The sequence below is a fragment of the Pontibacter coccineus genome (genome assembly GCF_030546575.1).
Classification (GTDB): Bacteria; Bacteroidota; Bacteroidia; order Cytophagales; family Hymenobacteraceae; genus Pontibacter; species Pontibacter coccineus.
Genome location: NZ_JAUOTN010000004.1, coordinates 178866 through 192338 on the forward strand (window position 1 = coordinate 178866; position 13473 = coordinate 192338).

Here is a 13473-nt window from a genome sequence, read left to right on the forward strand (position 1 = left end):
ATAAAATTGCCTCTATGAAACGAAAAGGCCCGCCATTGCTGGCGGGCCTTTTCGCTCAGGTATACGCTATACCTTATTGATTCTGCGACGCTGTCGTCGGGTTGATCAGGTTGCGCTCCAGGAAGTCGGTCATCATGGTGAAGCGGTGCAGGCTCGTAATGCCGCCACCCACGCCGTGGTTACGGTTCGGGTAGAAGAAGCTCTCGAACTGCTTGTTGGCGCTGATCAGGGCGTCCTGCATCTCCACCGCGTTCTGGAAGTGCACGTTGTCGTCACCGGTACCGTGGATCAGCAGCAGCTCACCCTGCAGTTTGTCAGCAAAGAACAGCGGCGAGTTATCATCGTAGCCAGAAGCATTCTCTTGTGGTGTTTTCAGGTAGCGCTCAGTGTAGATCGTGTCGTAATAGCGCCAGTTCGTAACCGGAGCCACGGAGATACCGGCACGGAACACGCCATTGCCTTTGGTCAGGCCGAGCAGCGTCATGTAGCCCCCATAGCTGTGGCCCCAGATGCCGATGCGGTTTTTGTCTACGTAGGACTGATTACCCAGCCACTTGGCCGCTTCAATCTGGTCTTCGATCTCATACTTGCCAAGGTTGGCGTACGTCACTTTCTTGAACTCAGCGCCACGGGCACCAGTGCCACGGTTGTCCACGCTCACCACAATAGCACCTTTGTTAGCCAGCACCTGGTACCACAGGTAGTTGGCACCACCCCAACTGTTGTTGACGGTCTGGGAACCTGGGCCACCGTACACGAACATCAGCACCGGGTACTTTTTCTTCGGATCAAAATCGGTTGGTTTGATCATCCAGCCGTTCAGTTGCGTGCCGTCCGGGGTCTTCATGGTGAAGAACTCCTGCTTGGCGATATCATACTGGGCCAGCGTGTTGCGAAGCTTCTGGTTGTCTTCCAGCACTTTCACCAGCTTGCCGTCTTTGGCAGTGTGCAGACTAACAGTCAGTGGAGTGTTGGCAGCGGTGTGGTAGGCAAGGTAATACTTGTAGTCCTTGCTCATGTTCACGCTGTAGGTACCTGCCTCGGTGGTCAGGCGTTTTTTGTTTTTGCCTTTGCTGCTGATGCTGAACAGGTGGCGCTCCATCGGCGATACTTCCGTCGACATAAAATACAGCTTGTCGTTTTTCTCATCGAAACCGATGAAGTTGCTAACCTCCCAGTTGCCCTTTGTGATCTGGCGCACCAGCTTGCCGTTCATGTTATGCATGTACAGGTGGTTAAAGCCGTCCTGCTCCGAAGAGTGGATGAAGTGCTTGCCGTCTTTCAGGTAGGTCAGGTCGTCGGTGATGTCGATGTACGCTTTGTCGGTTTCCTTTAGCACCACGTTGGCTTTGCCGGTGGTGGCATTGGCGTGCAGCAACTCCAGCGTGTTCTGCAGGCGGTTCATTTTCTGGATCGAAAGCAGGTTGCTGTCGTTGGTCCACTTGATGCGCGGGATGTAGATGTCCGTCTCGTTGCCGGTGTCCATCTTCACGGTCTGTCCGTTGCCCACGTTGTACACCGATACAGTCACGATCGAGTTGGCCTCACCGGCTTTCGGGTATTTGAACTTGTTGTCCTGCGGGTATAGCTCGCCCCACATCTGCATGTTAAACTCGGGCACTTTCGTCTCGTCGAAGGTATAGAAAGCGATCTTAGAGCCGTCTGGTGACCAGTGGAAACCCTGCGCAAACGAGAATTCCTCCTCATATACCCAGTCGGCGTAGCCGTTGATGATGGAGTTGAACTTGCCGGTGTTAGTAATCTGCGTCTCCTTCATGTTGCTCAGGTCCACGAAGAACATGTTGCCTTCGCGGGCAAACGCCACACGCTTGGCATCCGGCGAGAACGTAGCGTAAAGCTGCTTGCCACCGTTGCTCAGCTTGGTCAGTTTCTTGGAGGCGATATCGTACACATAAAACTCTGCCTTGGAAGAACGGCGGTAGAGCTGCTCTTTTTCTGTGCCGAAAAGCACTTTTTTCTCATCCGAGCTGAAGGTATAGCTGTCGAATTTGATCGGCTTGTCGCTGCCCTCCGGCTTCAGGTCTTCACCTTCAATGATCGTGTTTACCGGCTGGCCGGTCGTCACGTCGTAGCGCACAATGTCATTTACGCCGTTCTTCTCGTCGGCTACCTGCGAGCTGTAGTAGCGGCCATCGTTCATCCAATTGACGCCGTACACCGATTTTGCCGAGAAGGTGCCCTTCTGGTAGATGTCCTCCAGCGTGACTTCTTTCTTCTGCTGCGCCTGCGCCACTAAAGCAAAGCAAAGGAGCACCACAGCCAGAAAATTGGTTTTAAGGTTGATATGCATTTGTATAAGGGTTGTTATCGTTTAGTTTGCTAATTTATCAGAATAATGTGGTATTGCCATACCTTACCGCCAAAACCGTACCGCCCACAGGTATAGCCCAACAAAAAAGCGGCATCCCTTTCGGAATCCGCCGCCTTTCTGAAAACAGGAAAAAAATCTTGCTTAGAAGTTATAGCCGACAGTCAGCAGCACGGTGTTGAGCTTGTCTTCGATGTCAACCACCGGCACAAATACGGACGGGTCGTTGAAGTTATAGGGGCTGTACAGGCTGTTCGCTGTGGAACTGGTAAAAGCCACATCAGCGTAGTACTTGTTCAGCCGTATACCTGTACCCAGCGTAAAGGTGTTTATTTTGCCGTCAAAATCAGCATTTTGGTAGGGGTCGCCTGTGATGGCGTAACCCGCTCTGAAACGAAACACTTCGTAACGCCCCTCAGCGCCTACCTTAAAGTTAAGTGCCGACTGGTAATTGCCGGAAATGCGGTCGTTCACGCTGTTAAAGTAGCTGCTATTGCCACCAAAGTCATCGCCTTCAGAGTAGCGGGCATTGGAGTAATTTACATATTCGATGTCAGCTGCTATAAAACCATACTTCTGCAGGAAGAAGGCAACACCACCCGAGGCACGGAACGGTGTAGTCAGTTTATAGGAAAACTCGCCCGGCAACTCTGCAGCGCTGTAATTCTCACCTGGCAAAAACTGGCTATACATGGAGCGCTGATACGTCTCGTCGAAGTTGTAGAGCGTTGGCGTTTGAACAGAAGCCCCCAGTCGGATAACATCAGAAGGGCGGAAGATCATACCCAGTTTCAGGTTAACGCCCGTGCCGCGCGTTCTGTACTCGTCGCGCAGCTCCAGGCTGGTAAAATCAGAGTTGGCACTGGCTTCGGCCTCTCTGAAAATCCGCTCCTGCCTGAAGTCTGAGGTGACCACACCAAGCGACGCGCCCAGGTATATTTTGTCGCGGTAACTGGTGCCGCCGCCTATGTCAATCTGGTTCTGAGATCCTCTCCTGATAATTTCTTCTGTTTGGTTGATCTCGCCTTCACGATAGGTAGGTATAGCAAAGCCCTCTTCATCAAAATCAAACAAAAAAGTGCCGTAGGCCAAGCCCTCCATGGTCGTGAATCCATTGTCGAACTCATTATCCAGATCAGTCTGTGTGCGGCCGCGCAGGTTCGCCAGTTCCGTGAAATACTCGACTATAGTCGGATCTTGCCCGCCGGCTGTGTTGCGGTAAGAGGTTCTGTTGTTGAAACTATTGAGTCTGCTAAAGCTGATACCAAAAGTCACGCCACGCCAGTCACTGTCATCGTTGGCCTGTCGGTCGGCAAACACAAAGCCGATATGGGGCACGGCCACGTTGTTGCGCTCATCATTCGTAGAAATGCCACCGACACGCCCTGTTGAAGAGGAAAAGCTAAGGCCCGGGGTAATGCTGAATTCCGACCGCCTGAACATTCCAAGACCAGCTGGGTTAGAGGCTATGGTAGACACATCCGCTCCGAGTGCCGTTTGTGCTCCTCCTATACCTTGGATACGTGCGGACCCGGTGATTCCGTAACGGGTGTAGCGCAGGGCATCTACCTCGTCCTGGGCAAAGGCGGTTCCGCCCCAGCCCAGCAGAAGCGCCAGGCTGGCGGAAACAATCTTAGTAATTTTCATGGATTAGTGGTTAGTGGTTAGTTTCCTCCTCTACTTCCACGGCCACCGCCGCTGGAGTTAGAACGTGCTGGAGGGCTTGATGTGCCTGAACTTCTGGATGGTGGCGAGTAGCTAGGCTGTGAACGCTGCACTGGCTCACTTCGCTGATAGCTTGGTTGCGAACGCTGCACCGGTTGGCTACGCTGGTAGCTTGGCTGTGAGCGCTGCACGGGCTCGCGCTGAATCTGCTGACGTTGCGCCGGCTGCTGTTGTATTCTCTCCTGGCGTTGTGTAGGCTGCTGTATACGCTGCTGGCGCTCTCGCGGCTGGGTAGCCGGCGACACATATTCCTCTCTCGACTGGTTGATACGCTGCACAGGCTGCTGACCTTCCGGTTGCTGGCGCGAAGGCCTTACCTGACCGCTCTGCGGATCGTAACCACGATTCGTAGTGGCCGGTCTGGCTGGCAACGTACGGCCAGTGTTTTCTCCTGCGTTGATCTCCTGGCTTCTTGAATTCGTATTGCCGTTGGCACGTTCTGTTCTGCTTGGGCGGGCATAATCTGCACCTTCCGTGCGCTGCTCGTTGCTAACTGCTTCTGATCGGTTTGGTCGGCCAGTTACACGCTCCGGGTTGCCCGTTGCCGGCACAACACTGCGCTCACCGCGCGGTCCGTACTGCACCTGACGTGGCTGCACCACGACCGGACGATCATAGACGAAGCGATTTCCGCCATAGTAGCCTCGGTTATACCCATTGTAGTAGCCAGCATAGTAGTTATTGTACGGCCAGTATCTGTTGCCCCAGTAGGGATCATACATACCGTAAGAGTGTCCCCAGCGGTTCCAGCCAGAGCCCCAGCCCATGCCTAGTCCGATACTCACCCGCAAACCGCCTCTGTGCATGAACGGGTCATACAGGAACGGATCGTAAAATGGGTCATAGTAGTAGGGGTCGTAAAACGGACTAACGCGGTTCATACGGTGAACATACGAGGATGTCCAGTACGGGTCTACATAAGCGTAATTAGCGTTATTCCAGGTTGCCTGCGGGCGGTAGGTACGGCCGTCGTAGTACTCGTCGGAGGCGTAGTTTTGAGTGACATCGCCAGTGGCGGCCTGCTGGTTTTCCTCAGCAGAAGCATATTGCTGCTGTTGGGGAGCTTGAGCCTGCGGCTGCACATATTCGGTACGGTCTGATGAGCTGTAATACATATCATCATACTCCGTCGACTGCATAGCTACCGGGCTGCTGCAACCAACCGCGAAAAGTGCAATCACAGGGGCTATTGCGGTGTATATGTTTATTTTTTTCATGGCCTTCTGTGTTTCTAAAATGCTTCTATATCAAAGATATAAACACAATAGCGCAAAACCTTATCAATAGTATAATATATTAACGTAATTTTGGGCCGGAATGATTTTAAATCTTCTCTACACGGAGAGCAATATTCATTCCAAAAAGATTTACAATTAGAGATATACAATAAATAATTTTAAAAATGAGTAAAGGGCTGCCAAAAAGAAGCGAAGACTACTCCTTATGGTATAACGAACTGGTAAAAAAAGCCGGTCTGGCGGAGAACTCCTCCGTTCGCGGCTGTATGGTTATCAAGCCATACGGATTTGCCATCTGGGAAAAAATGCAACGTGTGCTGGACGATATGTTTAAAGCGACCGGACACGAGAACGCCTACTTCCCGCTGTTTGTGCCCAAGAGTTTGTTCGAGGCCGAGGAGCAGAATGCCGAAGGCTTTGCCAAGGAGTGCGCCGTGGTGACACACTACCGCCTGCAATCAGACCCAGACAAGCCCGGCAAACTGCGCGTGGACCCGAATGCTAAACTCGAGGAGGAGCTGATTGTTCGACCAACTTCTGAGGCCGTGATCTGGGACACTTACAGAGGCTGGATCCAGAGCTACCGTGACCTGCCCTTGCTCATTAACCAGTGGGCGAACGTGGTACGCTGGGAAATGCGCACGCGTCTATTCCTGCGCACGACGGAGTTCCTTTGGCAGGAGGGTCACACCGCCCACGCTACCGCTGATGAGGCTATTGCCGAGACCAAGCAGATGCTGGAGGTATACGCCACCTTTGCTGAGCAATACATTGCCCTGCCGGTTATCCGTGGCGTAAAAACGCCAAATGAGCGTTTCGCCGGTGCCCTCGACACGTACTGCATCGAAGGTTTGATGCAGGATGGCAAGGCTTTGCAGGCAGGTACCTCTCACTTCCTGGGCCAGAACTTTGCAAAGGCCTTTGATGTGAAGTTTGCTACCAAAGAAGGCGGACTGGAGCACGTATGGGGTACTTCGTGGGGTGTGAGCACGCGCCTGATGGGTGCGCTCGTGATGGCCCACTCCGACGATGAAGGCCTGGTGCTTCCTCCAAAACTGGCCCCTATCCAAGTGGTGATCGTGCCGATTTACAAAGGCGAAGAGCAACTGGCTCAGATCAGCGAGAAAGTAGAGCAGCTCCGAAAAGAGCTGATGGCCAAAGGCATCAGCGTGAAGTTCGACAACCGTGATACCGAACGCCCTGGCTTTAAGTTTGCCGAGTGGGAGTTGAAGGGTGTGCCCGTACGCATCGCCATCGGTGCCCGCGACCTGGAGAACGGCACGGCCGAAGTCGCCCGCCGTGACACCAAGGAGAAGAGCACGCAGCAATTCGACAGCCTGGCAACCTACATCCCTGCCCTGCTCGACGAGATACAGGAGAACATCTACAGCAGAGCACTGAGCTACCGTGAGGAACACACCACCAAGGTAGACAGCTACGAGGAGTTTAAGCAGGTGCTCGACACCAAAGGCGGCTTTGTGCTGGCCCACTGGGACGGCACACCGGAGACGGAAGAGCGCATTAAGGAAGAAACCAAAGCCACGATCCGCTGCATCGCCCTGGACACGCCTGAGGAAGACGGTGTGGACATGGTCACAGGCAAGCCATCGAAGCAGCGCGTATACTTCGCGAAGGCCTATTAATTGATAATTGCTGACTGCTTTCTGCAGTTAAACATAAAAAGCGCCGCTTTCCAGACAGGGAGGCGGCGCTTTTGCTTTGCGAACATCCAGGTTATCACCCCTTACGATGGCTACGTATAATTTCCTACCCAATCGACATTCAACAACCAACAATTATCAATTATTTGCTATATTTACCTAAACCTACTCCAAAACTATGCTCATCGACTGGCTTACAGTAGTGCTGCTTATTGGCATCGGCCTTGTCCTGATCGTGGTGGAGCTCATTTTCGTGCCGGGCATCACCATTGTGGGCATACTGGGCGTTATACTTGCTGGTGTGGGTGTCTGGATCAGCTACGCCGCTTTGGGTACAGAAACGGGCCATCTTGTATTAGCAGGCACAGTCCTGGCCGGGGGGCTCACGCTTTTCTATAGCTTCAGGTCAGACGCCTGGTCTCGGTTTGCGCTCAAAGACAGCAACAAAAGCCGGGTGAATGAAGAAAACCCCCATTTGCTGGAGGTAGGCGAAGAAGGTATAACCGTATCGGCGCTGCGGCCACAGGGCACGGCCATCTTTAAGGAGCGGCGTCACGAAGTGCAGACAACGGGCACCTTTCTGCCACCTAACACGCCTGTGCGCATAATCAAAATAGTAGCGAATAGAATCACAGTAGAAGCAATTACCTAAAACAACTCAATGGAAAATTTTTCACTCTTATTCCTCATTGCGGGCGGCATTATCCTGCTGTTCATCTTCTTATACTTTGTCCCCATCAGTCTTTGGATAACGGCGCTCTTCTCAGGCGTGAAAGTTGGCCTGTTGGAGTTGGTGTTCATGCGTATCCGTAAGGTGCCGCCAAGCCTGATCGTCAACTCCATGATCAACGCCACCAAGGCAGGTATAGACGTGACCACCACCGAGCTCGAAACCCACTACCTGGCCGGCGGTAACGTACCCAACGTAATCCGGGCGCTCATATCAGCTGACAAAGCCAACATCCCACTTTCTTTCAAGCAGGCCACCGCCATTGACCTAGCAGGTCGCGATGTGTTTGAGGCCGTAACCACTTCTGTAAACCCGAAAGTGATCAATACGCCGAACGTAGCAGCTGTAGCGCAGGATGGCATCCAGCTCATTGCCAAAGCCCGTGTGACGGTCCGCGCCAACATCATGCAGCTGGTAGGTGGTGCCGGTGAGGAGACGATTCTGGCTCGTGTGGGTGAGGGCATTGTGACCTCCATCGGTTCATCGGCATCGCACAAGAGCGTGCTGGAAAACCCAGACATGATTTCGAAACTGGTGCTGCAAAAAGGCCTCGATGCCGGAACAGCTTATGAGATCCTTTCGATTGATATCGCCGACATTGATGTAGGCGAGAACATCGGCGCGAAACTGCAGATTGACCAGGCAGGTGCCGACCTGAAAGTAGCCGAGGCAAAAGCAGAGGAACGCCGCGCCATGGCCGTTGCCGTAGAGCAGGAAATGAAGGCGAAGGCCCAAGAAGCCCGCGCCTCCGTAATCGCAGCCGAAGTAGAAATTCCGCAGGCCATCGCAGCGGCCTTCCGCAGCGGCAACCTCGGCATCATGGACTACTACAAGATGCAGAACATCCAAAGCGACACCGACATGCGCAACTCCATTGCCAACCCAAGCCAGGGCGGGCAGAATAAGCCAAAGGAATAGATTCTTTTGCTCACATAACAACAGCGGCTATACCTACATCAGGTATAGCCGCTGTTGTTTTTGGCCAATTCGTACGGCCGGGTTCTTATACTTGTTGATTGTCTCCACCTCTGATTGGTGACCAACTGCCGCAAGAAGGTGGCGCTACAGGCAGCCGTAGTCGCCACAGGCTGCGACGTACACAAGGCATGCAGCGCAGGTATACCTATACCTGCTACTACAAAACAAAAGCCCGCAGCGCTTGTGGCTGCGGGCTTTTGTTTGTTTATGCGTTACTTCAATTTAGATCCTAGCTTTCTTTCAGCGTGATGGTGCGCGTTACCGTGTTGTAAGGACCAGGTATAACGGCGCCGGCGTTGTTGATCAGTTCCAGCTTGATGGTAGTCTCACCCATTGGCAAGCCTTCGATGATGTGCGGCATCCACTTGTCGAGGATAAACTCGTTGCCATTGATCGTAGCACGCACCTTGTTACCGGTAGTCGACAGGTCGGTGTTCACCAGGTAGAAGTCCAGCATGATGCGGCGGGTGTCGCTGCCTACATACTCGCCCTTCGGACGGCTGTAGAACATGTGCTGCCCCTTCAGGTCGAAGTCCATGCGCTGCTGTGGTCTGCCCACCGTAATCATGCGCAGGTCGTAAGCGCCTTTGTGCTTCAGACTCTCGTGGTAAGAACGCGATATAAACGAAAGCACCACGTGCTCACCTTCCTCCATCTCTTTCGTAAATGTAGTCTCGTAGTGGGCCGTGTAAGGCTCGTTGTCAACAATGTTGTGGATGTGCTGCCCTTCCTTTGAGTTAGCCATGAACTCCGAATTGGAGTGAGGCGTCATGCGCGTGAGCTGGAAGTTAGACAGTTCGTATACAAACTCTACAGGGCCAGGCTGCACCACGCCGTTCGCTGGAGGAGTATTCAGTCGTAGCTGCGACTCAGGGTACTTCTGCGAATCGTCGAAAGCGAATACACGCAGTCCGCCTTTACTCATCACGGCTCCCGTCGGCGTTGGACCTGTGGTGGTTGCCATTACCGGCGTACGAGTTTCATCGTCCTGCATCTGGCGTGTAGTGTCGCAGGAAGCAAAAGCCAGCATAAGGGCCGAAGCAAAAAGTAAATAGGTTTTTTTCATCTAGAGAGGGTTTGAATTAGCAAATAGCCAATATACTGTTTTTATTTGTATATTGCGCACTACGTAATATTAACGTAAAAGTATACAAAAAAGACTATATGAGCGAGATTTTGTTTGATGAAGTTCCTTCATTGGACTTAGCTGATTTCACAGCAGGTGATGAGGGACGAAGAGCACGTTTTGTGCAGGAGTTAGGAAACGCTTATCAGAACATTGGCTTTATCGCCTTAAAAAACCACGGCCTGAGCGATGACCTGACGGGAAGACTCTACGCTGCCGTTAAGAAATTCTTTGCCTTGCCGGATGAGGTGAAGCAGAAGTACGAGAATCCTGAACTCGCCGGCCAGCGCGGCTATGTGGGCAAGGGGAAAGAAAAGGCCAAAGGGTTCAATACCGGCGACCTGAAAGAGTTTTATCACGTGGGTCAGGAGCTGAGCGGTATACCTGACAACGACCCGATCAAAGAAGAATATCCGGAGAACATCTGGCCAGCCGAAGTAACAGAGCTAAAAGAAACCACTCTGGAGGCTTACACCAAACTGGAGGCTGCCGGCAAGCAGGTACTGCGCGCCATCGCGATCCACCTGGGCCTGGAAGAAACCTACTTCGACGAGAAAGTGAAGTATGGCAACAGCATTCTGCGCCCGATCCACTACTTCCCGATCGAGAACCCGGACAGCGTGCCGGCCGATGCCGTGCGTGCCGCTGAGCATGGCGACATTAACCTGATCACGCTGCTGATGGGCGCCAGTGCTGACGGCCTGCAAGTGTTGCGCCGCGACGGCAAGTGGATCCCGATCACAGCCTTGCCAGAGCAGGTAGTAGTGAACGTGGGCGACATGCTGGCCCGCCTTACTAACAACAAGCTGAAGTCAACGATCCACCGTGTGGTAAACCCACCGCGCGAGCTGATGCACACCTCCCGCTACTCTATCCCGTTCTTTATGCACCCACGTTCTGAAATGGACCTGACCTGCCTGGAGAGCTGCATAGACGAGCAGAACCCAAAGGCCTATCCGGATGCGACAGCAGGTGAGTACCTGAACGAGCGCCTGGTAGAACTGGGACTTAAAAAAGCTTAACTGAACTGAAACCAGTAAGAAGAGAGATGGTGCCCGCACTGTCTCTCTTTTTTTGAACCTACGGCATGAGTCTGCGCTACTACATCTTCCTGAAAGACGTACTATTGCTTGCCCTGACCTCGTTCGGCGGACCGCAGGCGCATATCGCTTTGATGCTCCGGCTGCTGGTGAACAAGCGCCGTTACTTAACGGAGCAGGAGCTTATCGAACTCAACGCCCTCTGCCAGATACTGCCTGGCCCCACCTCTACCCAAACCCTCACGGCCATTGGCTACCGCATCGGCGGGCCGAACCTGGCTTACCTGACACTCCTGGTGTGGTTACTGCCTGCCTCCAGCATTATGGCTGCCGCGGCGCTGGGCATTTCTTACATGCAGAAGAACAACATCTCGCTTGATTTTCTGCGCTTTATTCAGCCCATGGCGGTTGGTTTCGTTTCGTATGCGGCCTATGCCATCAGTTCCAAAGTAGTCAACACCAAGCTGGCCATTGGCATTATGGTGGTTTCAGGTATACTGGCCTACTTCTTCCATTCTCCCTGGGTATACCCGCTGCTCCTAATCTCTGGTGGCGCTATCACGGCGCTTCGCTTCAGGCAGCACCCGCAAGAGAAGGACAAAAAGCTCCGCATCCAGTGGGCAAACTTTGTGCTCTATGTGGCGGTACTCATTGTGGCCGCCGTGCTGGGTGGGGCGACCTCATCCCTTCCGATCAGACTCTTCGAGAACTTTTATCGAAACGGCAGCCTGGTATTTGGTGGCGGTCAGGTACTCATCCCCCTGATGTTCACCGAGTTTGTCGACTTTAAGAAGTATCTGACAGGCGAAGAGTTCCTGTCCGGATTTGCGGTGGCGCAGGCTCTTCCCGGACCGGTCTTTTCTTTCTGCGCTTTTATCGGGAACCTGGCCATGCGGGAGCATGGGGTATGGGGGCAGTTGCTGGGCTCACTGGTAGCCACGGTCGGTATTTTCCTGCCCGGCACCTTCCTGATCTTCTTCGTGATCCGTTTCTGGGACGATCTGAAAAAATACAGGGTTGTGCGGGCCTCGCTGGAAGGTATAAATGCCGTGAGCTCGGGGATGGTGGTAGCGGCGGCCATTATGCTCTATCATCCCATCGACAACACACCGCTTAATTTTGGCATTGTGGTGGCCACCTTTTGTGTGTTGCTTTTCACCCGTATACCTGCGCCCATCATTATCCTGGTAGGCTTTGCGCTGGGTTTTATATTTTAACGCCCGCTATACCTGGCATCAGGCTATACCCAACTAAAAAGCTGCCCATGCTTTTGCACAGGCAGCTTTCTTGTTAAAATGGTTGAGCTATACTTACTTTGCTGTTTCTTTCAAATGCATCTGCCAATCCCAGGCGCTCTTCATCGCTTCTTCTAGGGTAGTGGTGGTCTTAAAGCCTAGCTCTTCGGTGGCTTTGGTTACATCAGCGAATATTTTCGGCACATCGCCGGGGCGGCGGGGACCGATCTTGTAGTTGAGTTTCTCGCCGGTGGCTCGCTCAAAGGCCTGCACCGCTTCCAACACGGTATTGCCTGTACCAGTACCCACGTTGAAAAACTCGATATTTCCAGCCTTGCCAGACAAGAGCCTCTCAATCGCCACCACGTGTGCTTTGGCCAGATCCACCACATGCACGTAGTCGCGGATGCAGGTGCCGTCCGGGGTATCGTAATCGTTGCCGAAGATGGTTAGCTGCTCGCGTATACCTGCAGCTGTCTGGGTAATGAAAGGCACCAGGTTGTTGGGGACTCCCAACGGAAGCTCGCCTATTTTAGCAGATGGATGCGCCCCGATCGGGTTGAAGTAGCGCAGCGCAGTCGTATACATGTCGCTGCCGCTGGTTGCCAGATCTGTCAGGATCTCCTCGCAGATTTTCTTAGTGTTGCCGTAAGGCGAGTTAGCCTTCTGCACCGGGGTCTGCTCCGTCACAGGCAGCTCTGCAGGTATGCCGTATACCGTGCAGGATGAGGAGAATACCAGCTTGTTCACGTTAAACTCTTTCATCACCTGCAGCAAAGCCACCAGCGAACCCACGTTGTTGTGGTAATACTTGAGCGGCTCATCCACCGACTCGCCCACGGCCTTGAAAGCGGCAAAATGTATAACACCCTCTATATCGGTTTCCTTTTCAAAGACCTCGCGCAGCGCTGCCGTATCCGTGCAGTCAATGCGGTGGCAGGTAACATCCCCGCCCAAGATGTCGGCTATACCCTGCAGGGAGCGTTCTTCGGTGTTAGAGAAATTATCGATGATAACGGGCTCGTAGCCTGCCTCTACCAGCTCTACCACGGTATGGGAACCGATGTAGCCCGCCCCTCCTGTCACTAATATTTTCTTCATATGATTTGTTTTCAGGCTTGTATTAAGTTTTCTCTTGTGCAGCAGCCTCCTGGCCAACTACTGTTTAACAACTTGTATGTTCTGGTTGATCGCCAAAAGACCGGCGATCACTTTCTGGTTACTTTCAGGTGCGATGTATAGTTCATCGAAGCGGTTGTACTGAATCACCAGTCCATTTCAGGCTAACGCCGGTTTCATCCCCACCCAACTTGTTTTCCCTTCCACTATCTGCGTGATCATCTCTACCGCTACTGCACCATTCCGAGGGCCGGACTTATACCTAAGCCTGCCGTCCTAGAGCCAATAAACT

The 13473-nt window shown here is 53.0% G+C and carries 10 protein-coding genes; 5 read left to right on the forward strand and 5 right to left on the reverse strand.

Annotated features, from left to right (window positions below; translation table 11 throughout):
• Positions 1–73: 73 nt before the first annotated feature.
• From Q4E40_RS10750 to Q4E40_RS10760, 3 genes are all read right to left on the reverse strand, one after another.
• Positions 74–2311, reverse strand: coding sequence for a S9 family peptidase (locus Q4E40_RS10750; RefSeq protein WP_303412097.1), 2238 nt, complete (start codon positions 2309–2311; stop codon positions 74–76).
• 162 nt (positions 2312–2473) lie between these two features.
• Positions 2474–3976 carry an OmpP1/FadL family transporter gene (locus tag Q4E40_RS10755; RefSeq protein WP_303412099.1) on the reverse strand — a complete coding sequence of 501 codons (1503 nt, stop codon included), beginning with the start codon at positions 3974–3976 and terminating at the stop codon, positions 2474–2476.
• A gap of 17 nt (positions 3977–3993) precedes the next feature.
• Complete coding sequence (locus Q4E40_RS10760) at positions 3994–5271, reverse strand: hypothetical protein (protein ID WP_303412100.1); 1278 nt, start codon at positions 5269–5271, stop codon at positions 3994–3996.
• Between the two features lie 185 nt (positions 5272–5456).
• Between Q4E40_RS10760 and proS the strand changes: the two genes are divergently transcribed.
• The 3 genes from proS to floA all read left to right on the forward strand — a co-directional run bounded on the left by proS (position 5457) and on the right by floA (position 8601).
• On the forward strand, positions 5457–6935 hold the full coding sequence (gene proS, locus Q4E40_RS10765; protein WP_303412102.1) for a proline--tRNA ligase: 1479 nt from the start codon (positions 5457–5459) through the stop codon (positions 6933–6935).
• A gap of 196 nt (positions 6936–7131) precedes the next feature.
• Positions 7132–7605: an NfeD family protein gene (locus Q4E40_RS10770; RefSeq protein ID WP_303412104.1), complete on the forward strand. Its 474-nt coding sequence runs from the start codon at positions 7132–7134 to the stop codon at positions 7603–7605.
• A 9-nt stretch (positions 7606–7614) separates the two neighbouring features.
• Positions 7615–8601, forward strand: a complete 987-nt coding sequence (gene floA, locus Q4E40_RS10775; protein WP_303412105.1) for a flotillin-like protein FloA — start codon at positions 7615–7617, stop codon at positions 8599–8601.
• Positions 8602–8890: 289 nt separating this feature from the next.
• Here the strand turns inward: floA and Q4E40_RS10780 are convergent, their stop codons facing one another.
• On the reverse strand, positions 8891–9727 hold the full coding sequence (locus Q4E40_RS10780; RefSeq protein ID WP_303412106.1) for a hypothetical protein: 837 nt from the start codon (positions 9725–9727) through the stop codon (positions 8891–8893).
• Positions 9728–9825: 98 nt separating this feature from the next.
• On the opposite strand from Q4E40_RS10780, the gene Q4E40_RS10785 reads away from it, so the two are divergent.
• Together Q4E40_RS10785 and chrA are read left to right on the forward strand one after the other, a co-directional pair.
• Entirely contained in the window at positions 9826–10809 is a 984-nt protein-coding gene (locus Q4E40_RS10785) for an isopenicillin N synthase family dioxygenase (protein WP_303412108.1), read from the forward strand.
• Between the two features lie 65 nt (positions 10810–10874).
• A complete protein-coding gene (gene chrA / locus Q4E40_RS10790) occupies positions 10875–12044 on the forward strand; it encodes a chromate efflux transporter (RefSeq protein WP_303412109.1) in 1170 nt (389 codons plus the stop codon).
• A gap of 93 nt (positions 12045–12137) precedes the next feature.
• Here the strand turns inward: chrA and galE are convergent, their stop codons facing one another.
• Positions 12138–13163 (reverse strand): UDP-glucose 4-epimerase GalE, encoded by a 1026-nt coding sequence (gene galE, locus Q4E40_RS10795; RefSeq protein WP_303412110.1) that lies wholly within the window; start codon positions 13161–13163, stop codon positions 12138–12140.
• Positions 13164–13473 lie beyond the last annotated feature (310 nt).

What these genes read in the sequence shown, in the direction of transcription:
- floA (WP_303412105.1), top strand. Translation starts at nt 7,615, where the DNA reads ATGGAAAATTTTTCACTCTTATTCCTCATTGCGGGCGGCATTATCCTG.
- galE (WP_303412110.1), bottom strand. Translation starts at nt 13,163, where the DNA reads ATGAAGAAAATATTAGTGACAGGAGGGGCGGGCTACATCGGTTCCCAT.
- chrA (WP_303412109.1), top strand. Translation starts at nt 10,875, where the DNA reads ATGAGTCTGCGCTACTACATCTTCCTGAAAGACGTACTATTGCTTGCC.
- proS (WP_303412102.1), top strand. Translation starts at nt 5,457, where the DNA reads ATGAGTAAAGGGCTGCCAAAAAGAAGCGAAGACTACTCCTTATGGTAT.
- Q4E40_RS10750 (WP_303412097.1), bottom strand. Translation starts at nt 2,311, where the DNA reads ATGCATATCAACCTTAAAACCAATTTTCTGGCTGTGGTGCTCCTTTGC.
- Q4E40_RS10770 (WP_303412104.1), top strand. Translation starts at nt 7,132, where the DNA reads ATGCTCATCGACTGGCTTACAGTAGTGCTGCTTATTGGCATCGGCCTT.
- Q4E40_RS10760 (WP_303412100.1), bottom strand. Translation starts at nt 5,271, where the DNA reads ATGAAAAAAATAAACATATACACCGCAATAGCCCCTGTGATTGCACTT.
- Q4E40_RS10785 (WP_303412108.1), top strand. Translation starts at nt 9,826, where the DNA reads ATGAGCGAGATTTTGTTTGATGAAGTTCCTTCATTGGACTTAGCTGAT.
- Q4E40_RS10780 (WP_303412106.1), bottom strand. Translation starts at nt 9,727, where the DNA reads ATGAAAAAAACCTATTTACTTTTTGCTTCGGCCCTTATGCTGGCTTTT.
- Q4E40_RS10755 (WP_303412099.1), bottom strand. Translation starts at nt 3,976, where the DNA reads ATGAAAATTACTAAGATTGTTTCCGCCAGCCTGGCGCTTCTGCTGGGC.